Origin of the sequence: Aquamicrobium zhengzhouense, from assembly GCF_016124105.1 — a bacterium.
GTDB lineage: Bacteria > Pseudomonadota > Alphaproteobacteria > Rhizobiales > Rhizobiaceae > Aerobium > Aerobium zhengzhouense.
Window position 1 is genome coordinate 76,601 of sequence record NZ_JADGMQ010000005.1, and the last position, 25,486, is coordinate 102,086.

Annotated in this window: 27 protein-coding genes; 12 read left to right on the forward strand and 15 right to left on the reverse strand. The window is 59.9% G+C overall.

The window, feature by feature from the left end:
* Window positions 1-14 precede the first annotated feature (14 nt).
* The 5 genes from IOD40_RS09420 to IOD40_RS09440 all read right to left on the reverse strand — a co-directional run bounded on the left by IOD40_RS09420 (window position 15) and on the right by IOD40_RS09440 (window position 4,313).
* The gene (locus IOD40_RS09420) at window positions 15-398 is read right to left on the reverse strand and encodes a methylglyoxal synthase (protein WP_198476293.1); all 384 of its coding nucleotides are present in this window, start codon (window positions 396-398) and stop codon (window positions 15-17) included.
* Between the two features lie 56 nt (window positions 399-454).
* Window positions 455-1,474 (reverse strand): penicillin-insensitive murein endopeptidase, encoded by a 1,020-nt coding sequence (gene mepA, locus IOD40_RS09425; RefSeq protein WP_198476294.1) that lies wholly within the window; start codon window positions 1,472-1,474, stop codon window positions 455-457.
* A gap of 105 nt (window positions 1,475-1,579) precedes the next feature.
* Complete coding sequence (locus IOD40_RS09430; RefSeq protein ID WP_233713914.1) at window positions 1,580-2,464, reverse strand: SDR family oxidoreductase; 885 nt, start codon at window positions 2,462-2,464, stop codon at window positions 1,580-1,582.
* Window positions 2,461-3,624 (reverse strand): tRNA epoxyqueuosine(34) reductase QueG, encoded by a 1,164-nt coding sequence (gene queG / locus IOD40_RS09435; RefSeq protein ID WP_233713915.1) that lies wholly within the window; start codon window positions 3,622-3,624, stop codon window positions 2,461-2,463. The genes IOD40_RS09430 and queG overlap by 4 nt, the downstream gene beginning before the upstream one ends.
* Window positions 3,621-4,313 (reverse strand): glutathione S-transferase family protein, encoded by a 693-nt coding sequence (locus tag IOD40_RS09440; RefSeq protein ID WP_198476295.1) that lies wholly within the window; start codon window positions 4,311-4,313, stop codon window positions 3,621-3,623. The genes queG and IOD40_RS09440 overlap by 4 nt, the downstream gene beginning before the upstream one ends.
* A 130-nt stretch (window positions 4,314-4,443) precedes the next feature.
* On the opposite strand from IOD40_RS09440, the gene IOD40_RS09445 reads away from it, so the two are divergent.
* Window positions 4,444-5,250, forward strand: coding sequence for an undecaprenyl-diphosphate phosphatase (locus IOD40_RS09445; RefSeq protein WP_198476296.1), 807 nt, complete (start codon window positions 4,444-4,446; stop codon window positions 5,248-5,250).
* Window positions 5,251-5,253: 3 nt separating this feature from the next.
* On the opposite strand, the gene IOD40_RS09450 is transcribed toward IOD40_RS09445, so the two are convergent.
* Window positions 5,254-6,015 carry a sulfite exporter TauE/SafE family protein gene (locus IOD40_RS09450; RefSeq protein ID WP_198476297.1) on the reverse strand — a complete coding sequence of 254 codons (762 nt, stop codon included), beginning with the start codon at window positions 6,013-6,015 and terminating at the stop codon, window positions 5,254-5,256.
* Window positions 6,016-6,022: 7 nt separating this feature from the next.
* Window positions 6,023-6,997, reverse strand: coding sequence for a complex I NDUFA9 subunit family protein (locus IOD40_RS09455; protein WP_198476298.1), 975 nt, complete (start codon window positions 6,995-6,997; stop codon window positions 6,023-6,025).
* A 180-nt stretch (window positions 6,998-7,177) separates the two neighbouring features.
* Here IOD40_RS09455 and IOD40_RS09460 point away from each other — a divergent pair, with 180 nt between their 5' ends.
* From IOD40_RS09460 to IOD40_RS09470, 3 genes are all read left to right on the forward strand, one after another.
* A complete protein-coding gene (locus IOD40_RS09460) occupies window positions 7,178-8,590 on the forward strand; it encodes a sodium:proton antiporter (RefSeq protein WP_233713924.1) in 1,413 nt (470 codons plus the stop codon).
* A gap of 72 nt (window positions 8,591-8,662) precedes the next feature.
* Window positions 8,663-10,048, forward strand: a complete 1,386-nt coding sequence (locus tag IOD40_RS09465) for a dipeptidase (RefSeq protein ID WP_198476300.1) — start codon at window positions 8,663-8,665, stop codon at window positions 10,046-10,048.
* Between the two features lie 10 nt (window positions 10,049-10,058).
* Window positions 10,059-10,676 (forward strand): ribonuclease D, encoded by a 618-nt coding sequence (locus tag IOD40_RS09470; RefSeq protein ID WP_198476301.1) that lies wholly within the window; start codon window positions 10,059-10,061, stop codon window positions 10,674-10,676.
* A 3-nt stretch (window positions 10,677-10,679) separates the two neighbouring features.
* On the opposite strand, the gene IOD40_RS09475 is transcribed toward IOD40_RS09470, so the two are convergent.
* From IOD40_RS09475 to IOD40_RS09490, 4 genes are all read right to left on the reverse strand, one after another.
* A complete protein-coding gene (locus IOD40_RS09475) occupies window positions 10,680-11,777 on the reverse strand; it encodes an acyltransferase family protein (RefSeq protein WP_198476302.1) in 1,098 nt (365 codons plus the stop codon).
* 84 nt (window positions 11,778-11,861) lie between these two features.
* The gene (locus IOD40_RS09480; RefSeq protein ID WP_198476303.1) at window positions 11,862-12,248 is read right to left on the reverse strand and encodes a DUF2794 domain-containing protein; all 387 of its coding nucleotides are present in this window, start codon (window positions 12,246-12,248) and stop codon (window positions 11,862-11,864) included.
* Between the two features lie 498 nt (window positions 12,249-12,746).
* On the reverse strand, window positions 12,747-13,499 hold the full coding sequence (locus tag IOD40_RS09485) for a DUF1223 domain-containing protein (RefSeq protein ID WP_198476304.1): 753 nt from the start codon (window positions 13,497-13,499) through the stop codon (window positions 12,747-12,749).
* A 196-nt stretch (window positions 13,500-13,695) separates the two neighbouring features.
* Window positions 13,696-14,538 carry an LOG family protein gene (locus tag IOD40_RS09490; RefSeq protein ID WP_198476414.1) on the reverse strand — a complete coding sequence of 281 codons (843 nt, stop codon included), beginning with the start codon at window positions 14,536-14,538 and terminating at the stop codon, window positions 13,696-13,698.
* Window positions 14,539-14,688: 150 nt separating this feature from the next.
* On the opposite strand from IOD40_RS09490, the gene dapD reads away from it, so the two are divergent.
* The 4 genes from dapD (at window position 14,689) to IOD40_RS09510 (ending at window position 17,828) form a co-directional block, all read left to right on the forward strand.
* A complete protein-coding gene (dapD, locus tag IOD40_RS09495; RefSeq protein ID WP_198476305.1) occupies window positions 14,689-15,543 on the forward strand; it encodes a 2,3,4,5-tetrahydropyridine-2,6-dicarboxylate N-succinyltransferase in 855 nt (284 codons plus the stop codon).
* Window positions 15,544-15,600: 57 nt separating this feature from the next.
* Window positions 15,601-15,969: a DUF805 domain-containing protein gene (locus IOD40_RS09500; protein WP_198476306.1), complete on the forward strand. Its 369-nt coding sequence runs from the start codon at window positions 15,601-15,603 to the stop codon at window positions 15,967-15,969.
* A gap of 72 nt (window positions 15,970-16,041) precedes the next feature.
* Complete coding sequence (dapE, locus tag IOD40_RS09505; protein ID WP_198476307.1) at window positions 16,042-17,229, forward strand: succinyl-diaminopimelate desuccinylase; 1,188 nt, start codon at window positions 16,042-16,044, stop codon at window positions 17,227-17,229.
* Window positions 17,230-17,231: 2 nt separating this feature from the next.
* A complete protein-coding gene (locus IOD40_RS09510) occupies window positions 17,232-17,828 on the forward strand; it encodes a transporter (protein WP_198476308.1) in 597 nt (198 codons plus the stop codon).
* Here IOD40_RS09510 and truA read toward each other — a convergent pair.
* Both truA and fmt read right to left on the reverse strand, forming a co-directional pair.
* Complete coding sequence (truA, locus tag IOD40_RS09515; RefSeq protein ID WP_198476309.1) at window positions 17,822-18,565, reverse strand: tRNA pseudouridine(38-40) synthase TruA; 744 nt, start codon at window positions 18,563-18,565, stop codon at window positions 17,822-17,824. The two genes, IOD40_RS09510 and truA, sit on opposite strands and share 7 nt — an antisense overlap.
* Window positions 18,566-18,581: 16 nt before the next feature.
* A complete protein-coding gene (fmt, locus tag IOD40_RS09520; RefSeq protein WP_198476310.1) occupies window positions 18,582-19,517 on the reverse strand; it encodes a methionyl-tRNA formyltransferase in 936 nt (311 codons plus the stop codon).
* Between the two features lie 277 nt (window positions 19,518-19,794).
* Between fmt and IOD40_RS09525 the strand changes: the two genes are divergently transcribed.
* Window positions 19,795-20,904 carry a GGDEF domain-containing protein gene (locus IOD40_RS09525; RefSeq protein WP_233713916.1) on the forward strand — a complete coding sequence of 370 codons (1,110 nt, stop codon included), beginning with the start codon at window positions 19,795-19,797 and terminating at the stop codon, window positions 20,902-20,904.
* A gap of 92 nt (window positions 20,905-20,996) precedes the next feature.
* On the opposite strand, the gene upp is transcribed toward IOD40_RS09525, so the two are convergent.
* Window positions 20,997-21,626, reverse strand: coding sequence for a uracil phosphoribosyltransferase (gene upp, locus IOD40_RS09530; RefSeq protein WP_198476311.1), 630 nt, complete (start codon window positions 21,624-21,626; stop codon window positions 20,997-20,999).
* An 88-nt stretch (window positions 21,627-21,714) separates the two neighbouring features.
* Window positions 21,715-22,695: an adenosine deaminase gene (locus IOD40_RS09535; RefSeq protein ID WP_198476312.1), complete on the reverse strand. Its 981-nt coding sequence runs from the start codon at window positions 22,693-22,695 to the stop codon at window positions 21,715-21,717.
* A 113-nt stretch (window positions 22,696-22,808) separates the two neighbouring features.
* Here IOD40_RS09535 and ubiE point away from each other — a divergent pair, with 113 nt between their 5' ends.
* Genes ubiE through IOD40_RS09550 form a run of 3 tightly spaced genes read left to right on the forward strand, consistent with a single transcriptional unit; the run spans window position 22,809 to window position 25,484 of the window.
* Entirely contained in the window at window positions 22,809-23,591 is a 783-nt protein-coding gene (ubiE, locus tag IOD40_RS09540) for a bifunctional demethylmenaquinone methyltransferase/2-methoxy-6-polyprenyl-1,4-benzoquinol methylase UbiE (RefSeq protein ID WP_198476313.1), read from the forward strand.
* A 13-nt stretch (window positions 23,592-23,604) separates the two neighbouring features.
* A complete protein-coding gene (ubiB, locus tag IOD40_RS09545) occupies window positions 23,605-25,179 on the forward strand; it encodes a 2-polyprenylphenol 6-hydroxylase (protein WP_198476314.1) in 1,575 nt (524 codons plus the stop codon).
* Window positions 25,180-25,202: 23 nt separating this feature from the next.
* Window positions 25,203-25,484 (forward strand): FitA-like ribbon-helix-helix domain-containing protein, encoded by a 282-nt coding sequence (locus tag IOD40_RS09550; RefSeq protein WP_325099703.1) that lies wholly within the window; start codon window positions 25,203-25,205, stop codon window positions 25,482-25,484.
* Window positions 25,485-25,486 lie beyond the last annotated feature (2 nt).

The window sequence follows — 25,486 nt, forward strand, 5'->3', positions numbered from 1 at the left end:
CGGCTCTTCGAGGATCAGCTTTGACTGCGCCCGGCGAGAATGAGATCTGCCGTCGCAACGTTAAGAGCCATCGGAATATCATAGACCACCGCGAGCCGCATCAACGCCTTGACGTCAACATCATGCGGCATCGGCGTCAGCGGATCGACAAAGAAAATGAGGGCGTCAATGTTGCCTTCTGCAATCAGCGCCCCGATTTGCTGGTCGCCGCCAAGCGGACCGCTCTTGACCTTATGAACGCAAAGCGCGGGGTTTGCAGCTTCGATCAGGCTACCTGTCGTTCCGGTCGATGTGATGTCGCACTCCACCAGAAGGTTCGCGTGCGAGGCGCAGAAGGCGACCATGTCGTCCTTCTTGGCGTCATGGGCAACAAGGGCGAGACGAAAGCGCTGAGACAAGTCGATGTTCCTGAGCAGAGAAGCTTAATCGGTTAAAGCTGCCCCGGATCATCAAGTCAATTCTGCGGACGCGGGAATGGGATCGGGATGCTCTGCTCGGGCGTTGCGAAAAACGCGTTGGCAGCGATCGGCGCTGCCGCAGTTCCGGACTGAGCGATCATCCGCGTTCCACTTCCTGTAACCGTGACCGCCGCTTCCGAAACCGGCTCCTGCGCATTTAGCACGGCATGACAAGCCTTGGGTAGCGCCGATAGCCGCATCACATCACGGGCACGAACCGGTGGCGTCTTGGCAGGGCGCCAAGGCTCTTCGGTGAACCACCACGCCAGTGATTGATCGCAGCCGTCACCGCGCGGAACCGCTTCCTGCCGCTTACACCCCGGCGATCCTGCCGGGCATCCAATGCGGATGTGGAAATGCGAATCGTGTCCCCAGATCGGACGAACCTTGCCCAGCCAGGAACGATCTCCGCGCACCGTGTCGCACAGCTTCTTCTTGATCCCGGGATGGACAAGCACACGCTCGACATTCGGGTAGCTGGCTGCACGCTTCAGAAGCGCCGCGTGAGTGGGGGTCCATTTGCGGTCATCGACATGAAGCGAGTTCGGCTTGAGCAGCGAGACGAACTCCATCTTCTCGCGCTCGGCAGCCGTTAGACGCCGGTTCGGCATTGGCAGGAACCAGACGTCGGCATCAAGGCCAAGCTGATGCGAGGCGTGGCCGGAAAGCATGGGTCCGCCACGTGGCTGCGAGATATCTCCCAGCAATAGCCCCGGCCAGCCATCTTTCACCGCATCCCTCGAAAACCGCTCAAGCAGCGAGATCATTTCCGGATGGCCCCAGCGGCGATTGCGGGACAGCCGCATTGCCTGCCAGTTCGGCCCATCAGCCGCGACGGCAAGACCGCCTTCGAAGCACCCTTTCGAATAGGTTCCGTGAACCGCAGGCTTGGTCGCGGCGGGCAGGCGCATGGCGCCGAACATTTCCTTGGCAAGCGGATCGGCTGCGGCGGGCAATGCTGCTGTGATGGCGGCCAGCGCTATTGCGGCGAAGCGTGGAAGATGTGGCAACCGCATGACCCGGCCTTTCGAAAATCCGCGCCCCCACGAATGGCTCAACCATGCGTTGGGATGGTTAAGCAAATCATAACATGAGGCCACACCGTGCCGGAACCGAGCAGGTCAGCTTTTGTCGCCGCGCCAGTCGCCTTGCTGCCAGTGATGGTCGAGAGCTACACGGTAGTTCGGGTAGGATAGAACGCCCCCAGCATCCTTCAACGCTGCATTCTTCACCCGCTTGTTCTCGCTGTAAAACGAGCGCGCCATCGGTGTCATGTCCGCGTCCGAGAACTCTATTTCCGCAGGTGGCTCAATCCTCATCAAATCCGCAGCATAATCAACCACGTCCTGTGGCGGGCATGGCTCGTCATCAGACAGATTGAAGATCCCGCTTCTGGCTGCACCTGCCAGGTGCAGCACGCCCGCTGCGATATCCGCCACATGGATGCGATTGAATACCTGTCCCGGCTTGATGATGCGCCGGGCCGTACCGTTGGCAAGATTGACCAAAGCGTTGCGACCGGGGCCGTAGATGCCGGCAAGGCGCAGGATCGCCACGGGCAGGTTGATCTCGTTGCCAAGGTGCTCCCAAGCGTTTTCCGCGGATAGGCGTTGTACAGACCGCTTCGATACGGGCCGACATGGGGTCGCTTCGTCCACCCAAGCGCCGTCGTGATCGCCGTAGACACCCACCGTCGAAAGATAGCCAACCCAACGAAGATGGCGCATGTCCGAGACTATCGCATCGCGCGCGGCGGCCAGAACTGGATCACTCTCACCGGGTGCAATGCTCACTACGAGATGCGTCGTCTCTGCCAGTGCATCAGCGAGTTCCGCAGTCAGCGTTTTTCCATCGAAGAGATGAGCCTCAATGCCCTCGGCACGAAGTCCGGCGGCCTTGTGCTCAGATCGCGTTGTACCGCCAATTTGCCAGCCTCGCGACTTCGCCTGGCGAGCGATCTCCCGTCCGGAATACCCCACTCCGAAGATGAACATCTTCGAACTCAATGGCTCATCTCCCGAGTTCCCAATGCAGCTGTGATCTCTGCCTGAACATCAGGATCTTGCTCCTGAGGACGTTTCGATAAAAGCTGTGAGAGCCTGCAAGGATCCATTAGCTGGGCGATCGCCCAGATCGCCGCGCCGCGCACCGTTGGTGCCGGATCATCCAGCAAAGGCTCGATCTGCTCCACCAAAGCGGGGTCCTGCGCGTTTCCCGCAGCAATCAGCACATTGCGCACGAAACGATCGCGCCCGATGCGTTTGATGGGAGAACCACTGAACAAGGTGCGGAAGGCCTGATCGTCGAGCAATAAAAGGTCGGCAATCCGCGGTTCCTTGAGATCCTCGCGCGCAATCAGCTTCGCCTCGGAAGCAAGCTTTGCAAACTTGTTCCACGGGCAGGCCGCCAGACAATCATCGCAGCCGTAGATGCGATTTGCCATCACGTGGCGAAATTCGTGCGGGATCGGACCCTTGTGCTCGATCGTGAGGTAGGAAATGCAGCGCCGGGCATCGATCTGATAGGGCGCCGGAAATGCGTTGGTCGGGCAGCTGTCGAGGCAGGCGCGGCACGAGCCGCAATGGTCCCGCTCGGGGCTATCCGCCTGAAGCGCAGCTTTGGTGAAGATCGCACCAAGGAGCAGCCAGGAACCGTACTCCCGACTGACGAGATTGGTGTGCTTTCCCTGCCAGCCAATTCCGGCAGCTTCCGCCAGCGGTTTTTCCATCACCGGGGCGGTGTCAACGAAGACCTTCACGTCCTGCCCGGTCCGCGAAGCGAATTTTTGCGCAAGCTCCTTGAGCTTGCCCTTGATGACGTCGTGGTAATCACGGTGCCGGGCATAGACGGAAATGTTTGCCCGGTCCTTGCGAGCCAGCAATTCGGTCGGATCGCCTTCCGGCCCGTAATTCATCCCGAGCATGATGACAGAGCGCACCTCTGGCCAGAGGATGCGCGGGTCGCTGCGGCGCTCCTGCGTTTCCGGCATCCACTCCATCGTGGCGTGCCGTCCCTTGGCGATAAATTCGTGCAGCCGCTGCGGCGCCAACGGTATGGCATCCGGCGATGCGACGGCTATCGCATCGAAACCAAGCTTTCTTGCTTCGGTGTCGAGGAAAGTCCTAAGCCGGTCTGAGGAGACTGGTTTCAGGACCGCCTCCGTCAAAAATCCAGGTCAGCGTAATGCGAGACTGGAGTCAGCCCGCGCACCCGGTCGGCCAGAAGCGGACGGAAGGACGGGCGCGACTTCATGCGTGCGTACCAGTCGCGTGCAGCCGGATAATCCGACCAGCTCACCTCGCCAAGATAGTCGAGCACCGACAAGGAAGCAGCGGCCGCAAGATCGGCATAGGTCAGGCGCGTGCCTGCCAGCCAGTTGCGGGTTCCTGCCAGCCAGTTAGTGTACTTCATGTGCTGGCGCACATTTGCACGCGCTGCGCGGATCGCCGCCGAATCAGGAGAGCCACCGCCGAACTCCGAACCCATGACAGGTTTCAGCACCCGCTCCCGAACGAGGTGACGCACAACGTCGCTCTCGGTCTTCACCAGATACCAGTCGACCAGACGGCGGATTTCCGCCCGTGCGAGCGGGTCTTCAACGAAAAGTCGGCGCTCGCGCATCAGCACGCCCCGGGTCTCGTCGATATATTCGGAAATGACGGTTGCGCCGACGATCGGCTGGTCGCCCTCGGCCAGCAAGACAGGCAGGGATGCCGCCGGATTCAGCGACAAAAACTCCTTGCGTCGAAGCCAGGGCTTCTCCTCAATCAGGGCTAATTCTTCGCCATATTCGCCGAAAGCGAGGCGGACGAATCGGCATGAGGCAAACAGCGGATGATGGAACAGAGTCAGCATGGCACCGTCGGGAAAGCTCTGGCGTTTTCGAGACCTGGAGGCTAAGTCTCGGTTCCGTTCTGAGAGGGGTCGGTATAGGCGCTCGCGTCGCTGCTGACAAGCAAGTCCCCCATTATGTGAAAGCTGTAACATGAGCGAACAGACGATCGTCGGTGCCGCGCTCTTAGGCATCCTCGAGGGGCTGACGGAATTCATCCCTGTATCTTCTACAGGTCATATTCTGCTGGCTGGCCATTTCATGGGCTTTGAATCAACGGGAAAAGCCTTTGAGGTTCTGATCCAGCTGGGCGCAATTCTCGCGATCCTGACTGTATATTTCGCTCGTCTACGCAATATGCTGGTCACGCTGCCTTCCTCGATAGCAACGCAGAATTTGGTACTTGGCATCCTGATCGCCTTTCTGCCGGCCGCAGTGATCGGCGCCCTTGCCCATTCTTTCATCAAGGAAGTGCTATTCGAATCCCCGATCCTGATCTGCATCATGCTGGTCCTCGGCGGCTTCGTCCTTCTTTGGGTCGACCGTTGGGCGGTCAATCCGAAATATACCGACATCACCCGCTATCCGACCTCAGTCTATTTTGGCATCGGCCTGTTTCAGTGCCTGGCCATGATCCCCGGCACCTCGCGCTCAGGTTCGACCATTGTCGGAGCGCTGCTTCTGGGCGCGGACAAGCGATCGGCTGCAGAGTTTTCCTTCTTCCTCGCCATGCCCACCATGGCTGGCGCCTTCGCCTACGACCTTTACAAGAACAGGGATATCCTCTCGGTTTCCGACCTCCCCATCATTGCGACCGGCTTCATCTGTGCCTTCATCGCGGCGGTTCTGGTCGTGCGCAAATTGCTCGATTTCGTGTCGAAGCGCGGCTACGCGATGTTCGCCTGGTGGCGCATCATCGTCGGTGCACTTGGGCTGATCGGCCTGCTGGTCTGGGGCTAGGCTTTACAGCCCCAGCACACCGCGCCGGATCATCTCCAGCGCCAGCAATGAGATGATGATTCGAAAGCCTGTCTGGAACAAGTGCTCGGGGATCTTGTCGAGCAGCCTGGTGCCATAAACCGTCCCGAGATAACCGGTCGCGATCATCGCAGCGACCAGCGGCAACCAGCTCGCAAACGCAAAGCCAGCGAGGCCGAAGACCACGATTTTGAGGAAATGCTGCACAGTCATGCCGCTCGCAAGCGTTGCGACGAGCTGCTTGCGGTCCTTGACTATCTGACCGAAGAACGTGCCGAGAAGCGGCCCCGTGGCGCCGACGAACATGGAGACGAGTGCAGTCAATCCGCTGCCGATCGCCAGCCCTGCGCCCGAGATCTGCGACAAGCCGGGTATCTTCGTCCACGTGATCATCAGGATGAAGCCGCCGAGTACCATTTTGAGGATCGCGTCAGGCAGTTGCACCACGAAGAACGCGCCGATCAAGGCCCCGATCAGCGATCCAATCAGGAATGGGCGGAAGATATCGAAGCGGACATTCGCACGCTGATACCAGGCTCGGCCCGAATTCGAGCCAAGCTGAACTGCGCCGTGAACCGGAATCAGCGCGGCGACGGGGATGAACATGCCCATCAGCATGAGCATCAGCGAACCGCCGCCAACGCCGGTGGCAGCGGTCAGCGCAGAGGTGAAGAACGAGGCGACGATGAGCAGCCCGGCCACTGCCGGCCCGATACCCTCGGGCAGTAGCGTAGCAATGGCTTCCAAGGCTGGCTCAGGCTGCGTTCGGGTTCGTGAACTGCCCCGCCCGCCTGTACTGCCACAGATAGCCTGGCAAGATTGCATCCATTGCCTGCGGCTGGATACCAGCGGCGGCAAGGGTGCGGTTCTCGGCCTCCGCCTCGGCGGATACGACATTGTCGCTCCGAAGCATGTCGACCTGATCGGCGGTCAGAAGCGGGTTCGGCAAAAGCCCAAGGACACGTCCCTGCAGCTTGGCAATCCCCCAGGGGAGCGAAACCAGCAGACGCTTGCGGCCCGTCACATCGAGCAGCTTTGCGAGGCACTGCTTGAACGTCACGGTCTCTGGACCGCCAAATTCGTAGGTGCGGCCACCTTCGAGCTCACCATCAACGGCGCAGGCGATCGCTTCGGCGACATCGGCGACATAGACCGGTTGCAACTTGGTCTCGCCACCGCCGATCAGCGGAAGCACAGGCGACATCCGGGCGATCTTGGCGAAGCGGTTGAAGAAACCGTCTTCCGGTCCGAAAATGATCGACGGGCGGATGATAACGGCGTCCGGGACAGTCTGAAGGACAGCCTGCTCGCCCCGCGCCTTGGTCCGGGCATAGCCGATCTCGGAGTTGATGTCGGCGCCGATGGCTGAAACATGGGTCAGGGACGCACCCGCGGCACGTGCAGCTTCTGCAACGGCACGGGCACCGAAATCCTGAACCGCGTCGAACGTCTGACGTCCGCTCTCAAACAGTATACCGACGAGATTGACGACGTGGTCGGCGCACTGCACGGCGCGATCAACAGACCAGCGAACGCGCAAATTTGCCTGAACAGCGTGGATCTGGCCGACATTGCCCAGCGGCTGAAGGTGGTGCGCGACGTTGGGATTGCGCACGGCGACCCGGATGCGGTAGCCGCGGCGAGCGAGCGCACGCACTACATGGCGTCCCAGGAAGCCTGAACCTCCAAAAACGGTAACGAGTGGTGGCACCTTTGCGACGGCGGTCATCGATGGCTCTCCGTAAGTATGTACTGCCGCTTCATAATCACTTCTGGCCCAAAGGCAAAGGGTCAAAGGGCGGCGGAAAGGCGCGCCGGTGCAGCAAAGGGCCGATTTTGCTTCCCCGCAGCGTTCATGGCGTCTATGAAACTCGCCAGCACGGGAAGGGAATTAAGTCACATGCATTTCATGCTCCGGTTGTTAGTGGCGCTCATTTGCTTTGCAGTAGCGCCAGAGGTCACGTTTGCTGCCGAAGGCCACGGTCTTCCAGGGGCAAGCATGTCGCTCCTTTGGGCGCTGCCCTTTGCTGGTATCCTGCTCTGTATTGCGACAGGTCCGCTCTTCTTCGCGCATGTTTGGGAACATCATTACGGGAAGATCTCGGCCGCCTGGGCAGCCCTTGTGATACTGCCCATGGTGCTGGGCTACGGCTTTGGCACGGCGCTTTATTCGGTCCTGCACACGATGCTGCTCGAATATATGTCGTTCATCATCCTGCTGTTTGCCCTCTTCACCATCTCGGGCGGCATCCTCGTATCCGGCAACATTCACGGCACACCAATGGTCAATTCGGGGCTGCTCCTGATCGGTGCGATCCTCGCCTCGATCGTCGGCACGACCGGCGCATCCATGATCATGATTCGCCCGATGATCCGGGCAAACGACAATCGTCGTCACAATGTGCATGTGATCGTCTTCTTCATCTTCCTCGTCTCGAATATCGGCGGCTCGCTGACCCCGCTCGGTGATCCCCCGCTTTTCCTCGGCTTCCTGCGCGGCGTGGATTTCTTCTGGACCACCACGCACATGCTGCCGATGGCCGCCTTCATCACGGCAATCGTCCTCGGCGCGTTCTTCCTGCTGGACACCTATCTCTACCGCCGCGAAGGCGCGCAGGCGCCAGTTGTCGACCCGACCCCGGACACGCGTGTGCGCATTCGCGGGCTAGTAAACATTCCCCTGCTTCTCGGCGTTATCGCAGCCATCCTTATGTCCGGCATTTGGAAGCCAGGCATTTCCTTCACGATCCACGGCGTGGAGCTTGAGTTGCAGAACCTCCTGCGCGACGCGATCATTGTCGTCCTCGCATTCGTTTCGCTCGTCGTATCGAAGCAGGAGTTCCGCGAGGCCAACGGCTTCAACTGGGGGCCGATTCTCGAAGTCGCGAAGATCTTTGCCGCGATCTTCGTGTGCATCATCCCGGTCATCGCGATCCTCCAGGCGGGCCTCGACGGTGGATTCGCTCCGCTTGTCGCTCTGGTGACAAATGCTGACGGGACCCCTGACAACCTCGCCTATTTCTGGATGACCGGCATCCTGTCGTCGTTCCTCGACAATGCGCCGACCTATCTGGTGTTCTTCGAGATGGGAGGCGGCGACCCGCAGGTATTGATGACAACGCTGTCGAAGACCCTTCTGGCAATCTCGGCCGGTGCCGTGTTCATGGGGGCGAACACCTATATCGGCAACGCGCCAAACTTCATGGTCTATGCAATTGCCCGTAACGCAGGCGTGAACATGCCAAGCTTTTTTGGCTACATGCTGTGGTCCGGCGCGATTCTCATTCCGACCTTCATCCTCGTCAGCTTCGTCTTCTTCTGACGCAACGCGAGGGGTTTTCGACGATGGATCGGGGGGATAGGTTCCTCCCGATCTTTTTGAAAGGACTCTGCAATGTCTGCCATCCAACCAGTCCTCGACCGCCTCGACGCCGACCTGGATGCCAGCCTCGAAAGGCTGTTTTCCTTTGTGCGAATTCCGTCGATCTCGACGGATCAGGCGTATGCGCCGGACGTGCGCCGCGCTGCTGAATGGCTGGTGGATGACCTGAAGTCGATCGGGTTCGACGCCAGCGTTCGCGACACGAGCGGCCATCCGATGGTCGTCGCCCATCATGAGGGCCCTGAGGGGTCACCGCACGTCCTCTTTTACGGCCACTATGACGTCCAGCCCGTCGATCCGCTTGAGCTTTGGGAAGATGACCCGTTCGATCCGAAGCTGAAGGAGGTCGAACCTGGCCGCAAGATCATCACCGGTCGAGGTTCATCAGACGACAAGGGCCAGTTGATGCTCTTCGTCGAAGCGTGCCGGGCGTGGAAGGCTGTTCACGGCAGCCTGCCCTGCAAGATCACGCTCCTCTTTGAGGGTGAGGAGGAAACCGGCTCGCCTTCGCTGAAGCCATTCCTTGAAGCCAATAAGGAAGAGTTGAAGGCTGACTTCGCACTGGTTTGCGATACCAGCATGTGGGATCGCGATACGCCTGCGATCAGCGTCGGCCTTCGCGGCCTCGTCGGCGAAGAAGTGACGATCCACGCTGCAAATCGCGACCTGCATTCGGGCCATTATGGGGGTGCCGCCGCCAACCCGATCCGTATTCTGGCAAAGATCCTTGCCGACATTCACGACGAGAATGGCCGCGTCACCATTCCAGGCTTCTACGATGGCGTGGAAGAAACTCCATCTCAGGTGAAAGCTTCCTGGGACGCGCTGAACCTCACCCCCGAAAAATTCCTCGGCGAGATCGGTCTGTCGATCCCTTCGGGCGAAAAGGATCGCTCGCTACTTGAGCTTGTCTGGGCACGTCCGACCGCCGAATTCAACGGCATTTCCGGCGGCTATGAAGGCGAAGGGTTCAAGACCGTGATTGCGGCGCAGGCCAGCGCCAAGGTGTCGTTCCGCCTCGTGCACAAGCAGGATCCGGAGCAGATCCGCGCGGCCTTCCGTGCTTTCGTTGAGGAGCGCCTCCCAGCCGACTGCTCGGTGACATTTGAAAAGCATGGCGGCTCGCCCGCTATCCAGCTCTCCTACGATTCGCCGATCGTCACCAGGGCAAAGTCGGCCCTGTCGGATGAGTGGAACAAGCAGGCGCTGACCATCGCCATGGGCGGCTCGATCCCGATCGTCGGAGATTTCCAGAAGCTGCTCGGCATGGAATCACTTCTCGTCGGCTTCGCGCTCGACGACGACCGGATCCATTCGCCGAATGAAAAATACGAGCTGTCCTCCTTCCACAAGGGACAGAGAAGCTGGGCGCGCATCCTTGCCGCGCTCACTGCATAAGGGGTTTTGCGTGACCATCCGTTTCCACAAGAACGACCTGCCAGACCTGGCGAACTACAATGTCGATGCTGTCGCGATCGACACTGAGACGCTGGGCCTCAACCCGCATCGCGACCGCCTGTGCGTGGTCCAGATCTCGCCCGGCGACGGCACTGCCGACGTGATCCAGATCGATGCGGGCCAGAAGGAGGCACCGAACCTCGTCGCGCTGCTTGGCAATCCGGCGATCACCAAGCTGTTCCACTTCGGTCGGTTCGATCTTGCCGTGCTCTACAACGCGTTCGGCGTTATGCCCCAGCCGGTCTTCTGCACCAAGATCGCTTCGCGTCTGGTGCGCACCTACACGGATCGTCACGGCCTCAAAGATATCTGCAACGAGCTTCTGGGTGTCAGCATTTCCAAGCAGCAGCAGTCGTCGGACTGGGCCGCCGAAACCCTCTCACCGGAACAGCTGGAATATGCCGCATCGGACGTGCTCTATCTGCACGCCCTGCGTGATAAACTGCTCTATCGGCTGCAGCGCGATGGTCGGACGGAAGAAGCGGCCAAGTGCTTCGAGTTCCTGCCGACCCGCGCCAAGCTTGACCTGATGGGCTGGGACGAACAGGACATTTTCGCCCACTCGTAAGACCTATCCAGCAGGGCTGGCGGCCAGCTGCGGCTTGGCCGGCGCCCTGTCAATATATGCCCAGTCAGGCCGCTCGAACAGAAAACGCCCCCATCCGGTCATCTGGATCAGCGCGTAGAGCATCACCGGGCCTATCACCCCTGCCATTGTGACCAGAAGCGAGATCGTTCCGACATCCGTGATGATGCCGAGACGGATCAACGCCGTGCGTGCCACGGCCATAGGCAGGAAGAAGGCAAGATAGATCACGATCGAATGCGCGCCGATCCAGTTCAGCCAGCGCGACCAGGAAGCATCTGCGACCAGCGCTGACACCGTTACGATCGCCATCGCTCCCGCTGCCCCAAGTGCCAGCGAGACGTATGGAAGCGCCGCAAGACCCGCCTCCCCTTCGGCTGCGCCAAGCGGCTGCACCGCAAATTCCAAAGACCAGGGGACGGGCGAAAAGACGAGCGCGGCGTTCACCAGCGCCCAAAGCACGAGCAGCAAAATGCTGGCTGTGCGGTTGGCTGCCGCCCAGTCGGCCAGCGCAAATATGCGTGCTGCCAGCGCGTAGCCCGCGAAGAAATAGACATAGCGTGCGCAAAATTCATCGATCAGCATCCAGCCCGTGTGGATCGGCAGGATCTCGAAGATGGCCGCGCAAGTCAGAACAAACCAGACGGGCAAGCTCTTCAGCATTCGTGTCAGCACGAAAAAGATCGGCAGGATGTAGACGAACCAAAGCGTGCCGAATGGCTGGATGAAGGCATGGAGGTACTGAACGAACGGGGCCGCCATGCCATTTTCCATCGCCATCCCCGGTGCCTTTAAAGCAAACTGGATCGTCAGCCAAAGTATGTAGAAATACAGGAAATGAACGACCTTCCGGTCGATATAGCGGATCCAGGGTCGGTCGATGACAAGCCCGAGGAACAGCCCCGATATCAAGAAGAAGTCCGGCATTCGGAAAGGACGCGCAAATGCGACAACGTCGTGCATCCAGCCCGTCTCGCCAAGTGCCTGACCGACGCCCAGCGTCGAGTGCATCATGACAACGAAGACGATGCAGATGCCTTTGGCGGTGTCGACCCAGCCAATCCGCGATGACGTCCCAGCCATGACCCCTGCCTCACATGTGCGTTCGGGCCATAATCTTAAAATTGAAACGAGACTGGACCGTTAAACGACGCGGTTTACGAACATTTACGCACGAACCAGCTTCAGCGCCTTGTCAAATACTGTGAGCACACGATCAAGCTCATGGCCACGCTTGAGAACCAACCCGCTCGCTGCCACAACGGAATAAGCGCCCTGCTTGCGCGCAAGGGCAGGCGTCTTGATGATCTGATACAGGGCCACTTCGCTCGCACGTCGGAAGACCGAGAACACGGCTCTGTCGCGCAAATGGTCAATCGCGTAATCCCGCCATTCGCCAGCGCCCACCATCTCACTGTAAATCTTGAGGATCTGGTCGAGTTCTCGCCGATGGAATGTTATCGGAAGGTCAGCCTTCTCGCGCCTGACCTCACCGAAAGGTATCACTATTGCGGAACCGTCCTGATCCTCCGCTCCCGCATTGTGATTGGTCATAGCCAGCCTTCCGCGACGTTGCTCGACGGGAAGCCTCGCCCCGACGGCGCAGATTTGCAAGCCTCAAAAGCAGCCGGCATTTTCCGTACAGTGGACCTGAGATCACGAACATCACAGCACTGTTTTTATAGGTGATGGAGCGACTTATTTTTGCCACAATTTTTACACATTCAGAACACAATCTGCCCTGAACATACAAACGTTGCCTGAGACGGTTCGGTCCGGCATGGCCCTGTAACCCCAAGCCCCCCGCCCACGGGGTCAGCGTCGGATCGAACCAACTCCGGATATTCCCTTCCGACGCAACCACAATCCATACGAGAATGTTCCACCGGTCGCGAGAAATTGCAGCCGGTTTTTGCTTTTGAAGCCTATAGCGCGTCTGAAGCCTATAGCGCGTCGCGGCTAAACGGGGTCATGCGCCTCGCCGCAGATTCTTGTTTTCACGCGGATTTTTGTCCCGAAACCAACACCTGGCGCCTGGAGACATGGTTGAGACTACCAGCTTTCCTCACGGGGCACGATGGCTGCCCCGAGCACAGCGCCAGGCAACCCGCCCTGCTTCATCGACTGAATCAGGACTGCGCAGCCACCCGGCGCCTTGCGGGAGATCTCGCTCATCGGCAGTTCCAGGCGCGTCGCCTTACCGTGCCATTTACCAGCCGTGTGAAAGGCGTTGACTGAGTTGAGGTAGGTGAAGCGCCGGCCCGAATTCTTGCCGCGCTCAATCTTCACGTCTGTCGCTCTGTCGAAATAAACCAGGACGACGTGAGCATCTCCGCTCCAGCCTTCGACGCCGCTCGTCTCAACGACCAGCGTGTCGCCGCTGTAGGAGACGTCAACATCGACGATCATCCCGTCTATTGTATCGGCCATTTCGTTGATGGCATTGTCGACGAGCGTGCGCTTGGCGCCGTTGACCTCCTGACGGCCATTGATGATCGCCTGAGGCGTGTAGACGCTGCGTGTGCCGAATGCCCGGCTATATTGGTGCTGGCGCTGCGTGTTGTCTGAGGTGGCGAGCGTGTCGCGCCACCCGAGATAGTCCCAGTAATCGACATGGTAGGACAGGGCCACCACGTCGCCTTCCAGCGCAAGTTGCGACAAATATTCATCGGCGGGCGGACAGGAATTGCAACCCTGACTTGTGAAAAGCTCCACAACCCCCTTCGGCCTCTTGCCGGGTTCTGCAGCTTGCGCTGGAGAAATAGCAAAACCAAAGGCCACCGTGAGCACGGTCAGGAGTTTCATGAGCAAAGACTTGTCCGAACAGCTAGCAACGTCAAACGACGATTTTCTCCAGGGAGAGTAGGCATTGGGCGCATCACCGGGAAGTCACGTTGCGGTGAAATTTCCTGCTCGAACGTTCCCGCCGCACCCTTTCGAAGATATCGATCATCTTTGACCGGCATCACGATCGCGTGCGGCTTGATGGCCCGCGCCTGGCTTATGGCAGACTGTAGAATTCCTTCACGATATTCCATGCCTCTTCGGCCGTATCGACGTAGTCGATGATGTTCTCGTCGCCCGGGGACACTGTCCCCTGCTCCACCAGATAATCAATATCGATAGCGCGGCTCCAGAACTCCTTGCCAAACAGGATCACTGGCACGCGTTCCATCCGGCCGGTCTGGATCAGGGTCAACGTCTCGAACAGTTCATCCATCGTCCCGAAGCCGCCCGGGAAAATCGCCACCACCTTCGCGCGCATGATGAAGTGCATCTTGCGGATCGCGAAATAATGGAAGTTGAAGCAAAGTTCGGGCGTAACGAAAAGGTTGGGAGCCTGTTCGTGCGGCAGAACAATGTTGAGCCCGATCGACGGCGCGCCGCAATCATCCGCCCCGCGATTGCCTGCTTCCATGACGCCGGGACCACCACCCGTAACAACAACGAATTCGCGATAATACGACTTTGCGGATTCTTCCGAGCAGAGGCGAGCGAAGCGGCGTGCCTCTTCGTAATATTTCGCGTTCTGGAGAAGATTCTTCTTCTGCGTCTCGTTCTTGGCAGCCCAGGCTTCACCGCCCGGCTCCGGAATGCGCGCTCCGCCGAACAGGACGACCGTCGAGCGAATACCCCGCTCCGCCAGGATAAGATCGGGCTTCAGAAGCTCGAGCTGCAACCGAACGGGGCGCAACTCGCGACGGGTCATGAAATCCTCGTCGTCCCAGGCGAGGCGATAAGCGGGGGCACGCGTCTGCGGCGTATCCGGGACAGCCTTGGCCCGCTCCAGGTCTTCGCCCGAGTGCGGCAGCGGCGTCCAGCCGGATTCTTCTTCCGGAGTCATGTGTTTGCGGTCCTGTTCCTGTTTGTTGTCTTGAACTCGGAGTGTCATTGACCCCTCACCATGCTTCGAATATTTTCCGCGCCGGCCAGAGGGATGCCACCTCCCAATCACTCTCCCTTCAGCCTTAACAGCGCATAATGGACCATTACAATGACCAAACAGGATCTTGCATCCTTGGAAAGGACCATCGCGCAGGCCTTCGATGAGCGGGATGCGATCAACGCATCGACCCGCGGTCAAGTTCGCGACGCAGTGGAAGCAGCACTTGAACTTCTCGACAAAGGAATAGCTCGCGTTGCCGAGCGGCAAGATGACGGCAACTGGAAAGTGAATGAATGGCTGAAGAAAGCTGTCCTTCTTTCCTTCCGTCTCAATCCCATGGAGATCGTCAAGGGCGGTCCGGGCGACGCAGCCTGGTGGGACAAGGTACCCTCGAAATTTGACGGATGGTCGACGAACGAGTTCGAGCAATCCGCCTTTCGCGCGGTTCCAGGCTCAATCGTCCGCCGTTCCGCTTACATCGCGCCGGGGGCCATCCTGATGCCCTCATTCGTCAATCTCGGCGCCTATGTCGGCGAAGGCACCATGGTCGACACCTGGGCCACGGTCGGCTCATGCGCTCAGATCGGCAAGAACGTCCATCTGTCCGGTGGTGTCGGCATCGGTGGCGTACTCGAGCCGCTGCAGGCTGGTCCGGTCGTCATCGAGGACAATTGCTTCATCGGCGCACGCTCGGAAGTCGTCGAAGGTTGCATTGTTCGCGAGGGAGCCGTACTCGGCATGGGTGTCTTCATCGGCAAATCCACGAAGATCGTGGATCGCGAGACAGGCGAGATCCTATACGGCGAGGTTCCGCCCTATTCCGTCGTGGTTGCGGGGTCGATGCCAAGCAAGCCGATGGGCAATGGCGAGCCCGGCCCGAACTTGTACTGTGCGGTCATCGCCAAGAAAGTGGACGAGCGGACCCGCTCTAAAACCTCGATCAACGATTTGCTGCGGGATTGATCCGGTGCGCTGCACCCCCCATCATGTCCCATGATTTAGAGTAGTGGATTCGGCATTTTGGCGACCAATCAGATTTTTTGGCTTTTCTTCAGCTTTTCCGGCCGCATCAATCGTGCGGCCTACTTTCTGGCCGGGATGCTGATGATGATCACAGTGGTGTTCATCACCTACCGGATGATCCTTGCTGAGCAGGCCGGTGCAGGAAGCGCAGGCTGGGAAGCGATACTCAGCATCGTGCTGATCGCATCCCTGTGGGCGCAGGCTGCACTTGGTACCAAGCGGTTTCACGATTTCGGCAAGCCGGGAACGTTCTCGGCCCTGCTGTTCGTGCCGTTTTTCAATTTTCTGGTGTTTATCGCCCTGTGCGTTCTTCCTGGAACACCAGGAGCGAACCAGTACGCCCGCACCACCAACGCGCCAGCGTAGCGGCTCAGCCCTCGGCGGGGCCGAATTCGGCATGATGACATGAAGCCGCGATTGCATTATCCCTCGCGGACCATGACCCTCCCGATCGATCCCGCCCAGAACCTTGCATCGCTCATCCGCTGCCCGTCGGTAACCCCGGCGGAAGGCGGTGCGCTCACCGCCCTTGCCGGAATGCTGCAGCCGCTGGGCTTTACGATCGATCGGCCGACATTTTCCGACATCGACACTCCAGACGTGGAAAATCTCTACGCCCGTTTGTCGGGCAACGGTCCACATTTGATGTTTGCCGGCCATACTGATGTGGTGCCGGTCGGCGATGAAGCTGCCTGGACCCACCCACCCTTTTCCGCCGAAACCTCCGACGGCTTCATGTATGGGCGCGGCGCGGTCGACATGAAGGGCGGCATCGCCTGCTTCGTTGCAGCAATCGCCCGCCATGTCGCGGCGAACGGTCCGCTGAAAGGCTCCGTTTCCCTGCTGATTACGGGCGACGAGGAAGGCCCGGCGATAAACGGCACCGTCAGATTGCTGGAATGGGCCGCCGCGCGGGGCGAGAGCTGGGATGCCTCGATCGTTGGTGAGCCAACGAATCCCGACACGTTGGGCGACATGATCAAGATCGGGCGACGCGGCTCGGTTTCAGGCGACATCAGCGTTTACGGACGCCAGGGCCACGTCGCCTATCCACATCTGGCAGACAATCCCGTCCGTGGCCTGATGACGCTTGTCGATGCCCTTCTCGACCCTGTCTTCGATGAAGGATCGGCAGATTTTCAGCCATCAAACCTGGAAATCACCACCTTCGACGTCGGCAATCGCGCTACCAATGTCATCCCGGCCAGGGCGACAGCGACCTTCAATATCCGCTTCAACGACCTCTGGACCGTCGAAACCGTCAAGGCCGAAATCGAGGCCCGTCTGGCGCGCGCAGCGAGCGACAAACGCTTGCGCAAAGGCGCATCCAGCAGCATCAACTACGAGCTTGCCTGGCGCGGAAACCCGAGCCACGTTTTCCTGACCGGGGATGAGAAGCTGATCAACACGCTCGGCAATTCCATCGAGAGCATCACTGGCAGAAAGCCAGGTCTTTCGACTTCTGGCGGCACATCCGACGCGCGTTTCATCAAGGATTATTGCCCGGTCGTAGAGTTTGGCCTCGTCGGCAAGACGATGCACATGGTCGATGAGCGCGTCGCGCTTGCAGATCTTGAGACCCTGACGCAGATTTACCAGCGTTTCCTTGAAGACTGGTTCCGCTGATCATGCTGCCTTCCGTTGATGTTCACCGTCACCTGCTCGGCGTCTGGCACATGATGACCGGCCGGCGCGAGGGCATAAAACTGCTCGACATCAGCGTCGATGGTTTCTGGAATTCGTTTTACGCAATCATCGTCGCTCTGCCGGTGATGCTCGCCGGCTGGGCCTCGCTGGCGGTGGAGCTTTCCCCAGCTGACAGCAGCGCAGCCGGTCGCTTCGGTCTCGTCCTGCGTATGGCGCTCGTCGATCTGAGCGCATGGATCTTGCCACTTATCGGCCTTGCGCTGGTTGCCAATCTCATCGGCATCCGCGACCGCTTCATCCACTATGTCGTCGCGACAAATTGGGGAACGGCGCTGTTCGCCTGGTTCATGCTGCCTACCAACCTGCTGCGTCTCTTCTGGCCCGGTGGTGAGGACCTGGCTGTTACCCTCGCGCTTATGATTTTTCTTGCGAGCCTTGTCCTGTCATGGCGCTTGACCAACTCGGCCCTCGCCAAGGGACCGGCGGTTGCGAGCGGCGTTTTTGCCGCAATGCTGCTTGCGTCGATGATGGTCCTGTTCGGTTTTCAGGATCTGCTCGGCGTCCCACCCATTCAGTAATCAACGCCGGTCAGGTAAAGACCATCCGGCGGCGCAACCTGACCGCAGCGTGAGCGGTCTGCAGCCTTTAGCGCCGCTTCCAGATCATCAGGGCTCCAGGCGCCTTCGCCAACGCGCTTCAGGGAACCGACCATCGAGCGCACCTGATTGTGCAGGAACGATCGCGCGCTGGCGTGAACTTCTACCAGATCGCCGTTGCGCACGACATCAAGCTGGTCGAGCGTCTTTTCCGAGCTTGCTGCCTGACACTGAACTGAGCGGAAGGTGGTGAAGTCGTGCTTGCCGAGCAGGCGCTGTGCGGCCTCATGCATCGCTTCCGCATCAAGCGGGCGCGGGACATGCCAGACATTGCCGCGCATCAGCGCCGCGGGCGCACGACGGTTCAGGATCGAATAGAGGTAATGGCGGGACTTCGCCGAAAAGCGTGCATCGAAATCATCCGGAACGCGCGTGGCGGACAGGATCGCCACCCGATCACCGGCCATCTTCAGATGCGCGTTGAGTGCGCCCTGAACCTTTTCGATGGCGTAGTCGCGGGGCAGATCGAAATGCGCGACCTGTGCCGTAGCATGCACCCCTGCGTCGGTGCGGCCAGCGCCCCTGATCGTCACGCTTTCACCGCTGAAAGCGAGGATCGCCTGCTCTATCGCACCTTGGATCGACGGCAGATCCGCCTGGCGCTGCCAGCCGGCATAGCCTTGGCCGTCATATTCGATGTCGATACGGTAGCGGGGCATTGGCTGGGTCCGGCTTTCAGAGGAATCGATCTCCCTTAACGAGTTTTGCGCCGCGAAGGAACTCATCGGCGGACATCGGCTTGCCGCCAGCGCGCTGAACTTCGATCAGCTTGATCGCGCCTTGTCCGCAGGCCACGACAAGGCCGTCCGCGATAATCTCACCGGGCTCGCCCGCCCCATCGGCCAGGATGGAGCGCAGCAACTTGACGCGCTCGACCTTCTCTCCAACCTTCATCTCGCACCAGGCTCCCGGAAATGGGGAGAGACCGCGAATGTGCCTGTCCACCTGCGCAGCCGGCAACGACCAGTCAACGCGGGTTTCATCCTTGCCGATCTTCCGGGCGTAGGTTGCGCCGTCTTCTTCCTGCGGCGTCAGCTTAAGCGTTCCTGCTTCAAGAGCTGCGAGAGCCTTGACCATCAACCGGCCGCCGACGTTCATCAGTTCATCGTGGAGTGCACCGGCAGTCGTCTCGCCGTTGATCGGCACCTCTTCGGTCATCGCGACCGGACCGGTGTCTAGGCCTTCGTCCATCTTCATGATCATCATACCGGTTCGCTCATCGCCCGCCATGATGGAACGCTGAATTGGGGCAGCTCCGCGCCAGCGCGGCAGCAGCGAGGCGTGACCGTTAAAGGCACCAAGGCGCGTACCCTCAAGAATCGCCTTCGGCAGCAACAGCCCATAGGCGACAACGATTGCTGCATCTGCTCCCAGCGCCCGGAACGCTTCATGTTCCGTCTCCTGTTTGAGCGAGACCGGGGTTCGGACCTCGATGCCTTCTGCTTCTGCCAGCTGATGTACCGGCGATTTCGTCAACTCCAGGCCCCGACGGCCGGCCGGGCGCGGCGGTTGCGAGTAAACCGCTACGACCTCGTGACCAGCATCGAGAATGGCACGCAGGGTCTGCGCAGAAAACTCGGGCGTTCCCATGAAGATAAGTCGAAGCGGCATGGCGGTCCTGTTCGCTGTTCGTCAGGACCAGTTTCAAACCGCAATCCGCCAGCCGGTCAACCCTCGCACCTGGCGACTGGCCGACGAGAGACCTGCCACCAAGTCTCAACCGCCAAACAACTGGACCCCAGAAGTAGTAAGCGAGCGATTAACTGGAGTTTAATTACGTTGCGTTAGGTTTCGGGTGAGGTGACTGCATGAATGCTGTGCTCAGCGGTGGTTTCTGGCTCGCTTGAGCTTTCCGCTGCCGCACAGAGGAGTGCAGAGGGGGGAACCATTGGCCACCGGAAAACAGGCATCACAAGCGGCGTCGACGCCGCCTCGCGCCAATGAAGCTTCGGGGAATCGGCGAGATCCTGCGGCGACGGTGGTCTACACCATGCGCCAGCTTGCCGTGGCCGGGCTTCCGCGCAACTATGAACTCTTCTACGAGGCCATCACCACATCCAACAAGGAATTGTCAGCCGCCATTTCAGCGCTAGGGTCCCGCCCCTGTCAAAAAGATCTCGACGAGATCGCTCGGAAGTTTCTGCATCGCAATGATGAATGGCAGGTCTGCGAAGCGCGCGATTCCATCATGGACAAGCTCTCCGAGATTCTGAGCCTCCTGAGGAAGGAGCGCTCAACGATGGAGACCTACGGCAAGATACTCTGCGAAACCTCGACCGGGCTCGAGTCGCGGCCACCCCTCAACCGCGAGTTTCTGGAAAAGATCCTCAACGTCACCGCCACGGCAACGCGTTCCACCATCGACAGTCGCAGTGCGATCACCACAACCATCAATGACCGGTCGAACGAACTTCAGGAAATGAAGTCGACCCTGGAAAAGTACAAGCGGCTGGCCGAGACCGATTCGCTGACACAGCTCTACAACCGTCGCGCATTTGATCGGACATTGACGGGCATCTACGACGATGCTCGCGGCGAACTTTTCGGCGCCCTGATCCTCGTCGACATAGACAGGTTCAAGTCCATCAACGACCGCTTCGGTCACCCGGTGGGCGACCGCATCATCCAGTTTGTCGCCAACATCATTCGCTCATCCGCAGGCGAGAACGCATTCGTTGCCCGGACCGGAGGCGAGGAGTTCGCCCTGGTCGTGAACGGATACAATGAAGACAGGACCGCCCGTCTGGCAGAAGATATCCGCGAAGCTGTCCATTCGGCGCCCTTCATCAACTTTTCTACCGGTGCCAATTACGGACCGGTCACGGTCTCGCTCGGGCTTTGCATGTCAAGCCAGGCACAGGGGCCAGACGACCTTTATCGCCGTGCAGACCGGGCGCTCTATGCGTCAAAGGCCGCTGGCCGCAACCGAGTGACGCGCGCATCTCACCTCGAAGAGGGCGGGCTGATGAAGAACTGGCTACTCTATCGCAGCGACTGATACTGGCAGGTCGAAAATCGCCATCTCATATGCAAAACACCTTCCCCGATCCGGGAGAGGTGTTTTGATGTGAAGTCAGGATGCGTCGGCGCCTACTTCGTTCCGTACATACGGTCGCCCGCATCACCCAGCCCCGGCAGGATGTAGCCCTTTTCGTTCAGCTTCTCATCAACTGACGCGGTAAAGACCGGAACGTCCGGATGCGCCGTTGTGAAGCGCTCGATCCCCTCGGGAGCCGCGAGCAGGCAGAGGAACCGAATGTTCGTTGCGCCGCGCTCCTTCAGCTTGTCGACCGCTGCAACCGCCGAATTGGCAGTCGCCAGCATCGGATCGACAACGATGATGAGGCGATCTTCAAGATTGCTCGGCGCCTTGAAGAAATATTCAACTGCTTCCAGCGTATCTTGATCGCGGTAGAGGCCGATATGCGCGACGCGCGCTGCCGGGACCAGATCGAGCATACCATCGAGCAGACCGTTGCCAGCGCGCAGCACCGAAGCGAACACCAGCTTCTTGCCCTCGAGCGTCGGTGCTTCCATCGTGACCATCGGCGTTTCGATGGTGCGCGTCGTCAGTTCCAGATCGCGTGTCACCTCGTAGCAGAGCAACAACGAAATCTCGCGCAGCAGCCGGCGGAAGCTTGCCGTCGACGTATCCTTGTCACGCATGATGGTCAGCTTGTGCTGCACAAGTGGATGATCGACGACCGTTACGCCCTGCATGTGTCTCTCCGGATACTGGTTACTGCGTTCATTCCTAGCTTCTCCTACGCGGTTGGAACACCGTGGCAACCCCGGAACCACAGATTTGTCAGCGCAGCTTCACTGACGCATCGAGCCGCGCGAGCAATTCACGGCGCGTCTGCCGGTCGACAAAGGCGACCTCCAGCGCATTTCGGGTGATCTTCTGCAATTGGCGGGTGGAGAGGCCAAACTGCTTTTCGGCAATTTCATACTCGCGCTTGAGCGAGGTTCGGAAAAACGGCGGATCGTCCGAATTCAGCGTCAGCGTGCAGCCGGCCGCATGCAGCGCAGGAAAAGGATGCTCATCCAGCGATGGATAGACCCGAAGCTCGATGTTCGAGATCGGGCAAACTTCAAGAACCACGCCACTGTCTGCGATCCGCCTGACGAGGTCGGGATTCTCGATTGCTCGAACGCCGTGGCCGATGCGCGAGGGTCGCAGATGGTCGAGCGCGTTGGCAACGCTTTCCCAGCCGCCGAATTCGCCCGCATGCACCGTGATGCCGAGCCCCGCTTCCCGCGCAATCTCAAAGGCGCGGACATAATCCTCGGTCTCGCCAGATCGCTCGTCGCCCGCCATGCCGAAACCGCTGACCAGCGGATGTTTGCACTTGGCGGCGAATCTGGCTGCCGCCTCGACCGATTCGACACCGAAATGGCGAACGCCGGTGACGATCATCCGTCCCTCGATCCCGGTTTTCGCCTTGGCGCGCAGCATGCCTTCGCCCAGCGCATCCGTGTAGGCTTGGGGCGAGAGGCCCGCGCGCACCGCATGATCGGGTGAAGTGAACACTTCTGAATAGATGCAACCATCGCGCGCCAGCGAACTTAGATAGTGCTCGGCGAGCCGGGCGTAGTCATCTTCCGTGCGAAAGAGATCTGCCGCGCGATCATACGCGGCAAGGAAGGTTGTGAAGTCGTGCCAGATAAAGGAATCACCACGAATGAGGTCATCCGTCGGCACATTGTATTTGCGGGCTTGTGCAAGAACGAGCTCGGGAGATGCCGCGCCCTCGATGTGGCAGTGGATCTCGGCCTTCAGCACCATTCACACCTCCGGCATGGCTTCGCGCAAGGCGCGGCTCTTAATCGCGCCATGAACAATAGCGCGCCGGTGCCTGATCGGCTATGGTCCGGCTCAAATTCGAACAGGTGACGCGTATGTCCGAACAGCGTACGACCGCAGCAGGCGGCGGTATGGAAACAGCCTATGGCTTCCGTCAGGTTGGCAAGGGTGAGAAACAGGGCCTCGTAAATGAGGTCTTCCACAAGGTGGCCGGCCGCTACGACCTCATGAACGATTTGATGTCAGCGGGGATGCACCGGGTCTGGAAAGACGCGATGGTCACCTGGCTCAATCCCCCAAAGACGCGCCCTGATTGGCGCCTGCTCGATGTTGCGGGCGGCACCGGCGACATTGCCTTCCGCATCGTCGAGGCGTCCGGGCGGAACGCCCACGCCACCGTTCTCGACATTAACGGATCGATGCTTTCGGTAGGGCGCGACCGCGCCGACAAACGCGGCCTTTCCGCCTACGTCGATTTCGTCGAGGCCAATGCCGAGGAGCTACCCTTCGAAGACAATACCTTCGATGCCTACACGGTCGCGTTCGGAATCCGGAACGTGCCTCGCATCGACGTCGCGCTTCAGGAAGCTTACCGCGTGCTCAAGCCGGGCGGCCGCATCATGGTGCTCGAGTTTTCCGAAGTCACGATGCCAGGCCTCGACAAGTTTTACGACGCATGGTCGTTCAACGCGATCCCGCGGATCGGCGATGCGGTGACCGGCGACGGCGAGCCATACCGCTATCTCGTCGAATCCATCCGCAAATTCCCCAACCAGAAGAATTTTGCGGCGATGATCGAAGGTGCCGGTTTCAAGCGTGTGACCTGGCGCGATTATTCAAGCGGCATCGCAGCTTGCCATTCTGGCTGGAAGCTTTGAGGCTGCAGAGCGCATGAGCACCATCATCGCTTGGTTCCGGCTCGCCCGTGCGGGTTGGGTGATGGCCCGTGAGGGCGTTATCGCCGCCCTGCCCGGAGAACAGCTTTACGGCATGCCAAAGCTTGGCTGGCGCATTGCCAGCTTGCTGGCGCGTCGCAGCTCGACGCGCCGCAGCCGCGATCTTAGCCTGTCGCGCGCCGTGGACCGGCTTGGCCCTTCTTATGTCAAGCTCGGCCAGTTTCTGGCGACGCGCCCGGATGTGGTCGGAGCCGCGATCGCGACGGAGCTTGCAAAGCTCCAAGACAAGATGAGCACCTTCCCGACCGCCGAGGCGGTCAGCGCGATTGAAGGCTCGCTTGGCCGTCCGCTTGACGACCTCTATTCCGACTTCAGCGAACCAATCGCCGCCGCCTCGATCGCGCAGGTCCACCCTGCCCGCATCATGCGAAATAGGGTCGAGCAAGAGGTCGCTGTCAAGGTGATCCGGCCGGGAGTGCGCCAGCGATTCTATGCGGACCTTGAAAGCTTCTTCCTTGCCTCGCGCATGCAGGAGCGTTTCATCCCGTCGAGCCGCCGTCTCAAGCCGGTGGAAGTGACACGCGGCCTTGCCCAGACCACCAAGATCGAGATGGATCTGCGGCTCGAGGCTGCAGCCCTTTCCGAACTTGGCGAGAACACCAAGGCTGATCCGGGCTTCCGCGTTCCGTGGGTGGATTGGGAGCGCACCGGGCGCGACGTCATCACCATGGAGTGGATAGACGGCGTCAAGATGAACGACATCGACGGGCTGATTGCAGCCGGGCACGATTTGCCGAAGCTTGCGGTCACGCTGATCCAGTCGTTCCTGCGCCACACGCTGCGCGACGGCTTTTTCCACGCTGATATGCATCCGGGCAATCTCTTCGTCGAAGCCGATGGCACCATCGTCGCCGTCGATCTCGGCATAGCCGGACGTCTCGGCAAGAAGGAACGCCGCTTCCTCGCCGAAATCCTCTACGGCTTCATCACCCGTGACTATCGTCGCGTCGCCGAAGTGCACTTTGAAGCCGGCTACGTGCCGCGCCTTCATGACGTGAACGCGTTTGCACAAGCCATCCGCGCCATTGGCGAACCGATCCACGGCCAGCCAGCCGAGACGATTTCGATGGCGCGTCTTTTGACGCTGCTCTTTGAAGTCACAGAGCTCTTCGACATGGAAACGCGCACCGAGCTCGTTCTCCTGCAAAAGACGATGGTTGTCGTTGAAGGCGTCGCGCGCACGCTCGACCCCGCGTTCAACATGTGGCGCGCGGCTGAACCTGTCGTCGGCAGCTGGATACGCGACAATCTTGGCCCCAAGGGCATGCTAGACGATGCCCGAGAAGGCGTTCACGCCATCGTTGCCCTCGCCCGCCAAGCTCCGGAAATCGCTGCCCGCACGGAGCGCCTGTCGCGTGAGATCGACGCCATGGCCGAACACGGCCTGCGCTTCGACGACGAGACTGCCCACAAGATCGGCCGCGCCGAAGCCCGCCACACCCGCTCCGGCCGCGTCGCCCTCTGGGTCATCGCCGCCCTCCTCGCCTGGATCGGCTGGCAGATCAGCTAGCTTGTCTGAAATGCTGGTAATGCATACATTGTCAGCATTCCTGCCCTCCACCGAGGAGCCAGCAAATGGGCACATTGACGATCCGCAATGTAGACGAGAGCCTCGAGACCAAGCTGCGCCAGCGCGCGGCTGAACAAGGCGTGTCGGTCGAGCAGCAGGTGCGCGATGTGCTGGCGGACAGCGTCAAAGCCCCACGCCGCCGGGAATCGATCCTTGCCGATCTTCAAAAGCTCGGCGTCCGTCCTAAAGAGCCGTTCGATCTGAAAAAGATCTCCGACGAAATGTGGGACGAAAGCCTGCGTTGAGC

Excerpts from the sequence above, each read along its gene's own strand:
- IOD40_RS09475 (WP_198476302.1), bottom strand. The coding sequence starts at position 11,777 with ATGGCTGGGACGTCATCGCGGATTGGCTGGGTCGACACCGCCAAAGGC.
- dapE (WP_198476307.1), top strand. The coding sequence starts at position 16,042 with ATGACCCTCCCGATCGATCCCGCCCAGAACCTTGCATCGCTCATCCGC.
- dapD (WP_198476305.1), top strand. The coding sequence starts at position 14,689 with ATGACCAAACAGGATCTTGCATCCTTGGAAAGGACCATCGCGCAGGCC.
- IOD40_RS09490 (WP_198476414.1), bottom strand. The coding sequence starts at position 14,538 with ATGACTCCGGAAGAAGAATCCGGCTGGACGCCGCTGCCGCACTCGGGC.
- ubiB (WP_198476314.1), top strand. The coding sequence starts at position 23,605 with ATGAGCACCATCATCGCTTGGTTCCGGCTCGCCCGTGCGGGTTGGGTG.
- IOD40_RS09485 (WP_198476304.1), bottom strand. The coding sequence starts at position 13,499 with ATGAAACTCCTGACCGTGCTCACGGTGGCCTTTGGTTTTGCTATTTCT.
- IOD40_RS09460 (WP_233713924.1), top strand. The coding sequence starts at position 7,178 with ATGCTCCGGTTGTTAGTGGCGCTCATTTGCTTTGCAGTAGCGCCAGAG.
- IOD40_RS09455 (WP_198476298.1), bottom strand. The coding sequence starts at position 6,997 with ATGACCGCCGTCGCAAAGGTGCCACCACTCGTTACCGTTTTTGGAGGT.
- IOD40_RS09465 (WP_198476300.1), top strand. The coding sequence starts at position 8,663 with ATGTCTGCCATCCAACCAGTCCTCGACCGCCTCGACGCCGACCTGGAT.
- mepA (WP_198476294.1), bottom strand. The coding sequence starts at position 1,474 with ATGCGGTTGCCACATCTTCCACGCTTCGCCGCAATAGCGCTGGCCGCC.
- IOD40_RS09535 (WP_198476312.1), bottom strand. The coding sequence starts at position 22,695 with ATGGTGCTGAAGGCCGAGATCCACTGCCACATCGAGGGCGCGGCATCT.
- IOD40_RS09440 (WP_198476295.1), bottom strand. The coding sequence starts at position 4,313 with ATGCTGACTCTGTTCCATCATCCGCTGTTTGCCTCATGCCGATTCGTC.
- IOD40_RS09445 (WP_198476296.1), top strand. The coding sequence starts at position 4,444 with ATGAGCGAACAGACGATCGTCGGTGCCGCGCTCTTAGGCATCCTCGAG.
- upp (WP_198476311.1), bottom strand. The coding sequence starts at position 21,626 with ATGCAGGGCGTAACGGTCGTCGATCATCCACTTGTGCAGCACAAGCTG.
- IOD40_RS09510 (WP_198476308.1), top strand. The coding sequence starts at position 17,232 with ATGCTGCCTTCCGTTGATGTTCACCGTCACCTGCTCGGCGTCTGGCAC.
- fmt (WP_198476310.1), bottom strand. The coding sequence starts at position 19,517 with ATGCCGCTTCGACTTATCTTCATGGGAACGCCCGAGTTTTCTGCGCAG.
- IOD40_RS09480 (WP_198476303.1), bottom strand. The coding sequence starts at position 12,248 with ATGACCAATCACAATGCGGGAGCGGAGGATCAGGACGGTTCCGCAATA.
- ubiE (WP_198476313.1), top strand. The coding sequence starts at position 22,809 with ATGTCCGAACAGCGTACGACCGCAGCAGGCGGCGGTATGGAAACAGCC.
- truA (WP_198476309.1), bottom strand. The coding sequence starts at position 18,565 with ATGCCCCGCTACCGTATCGACATCGAATATGACGGCCAAGGCTATGCC.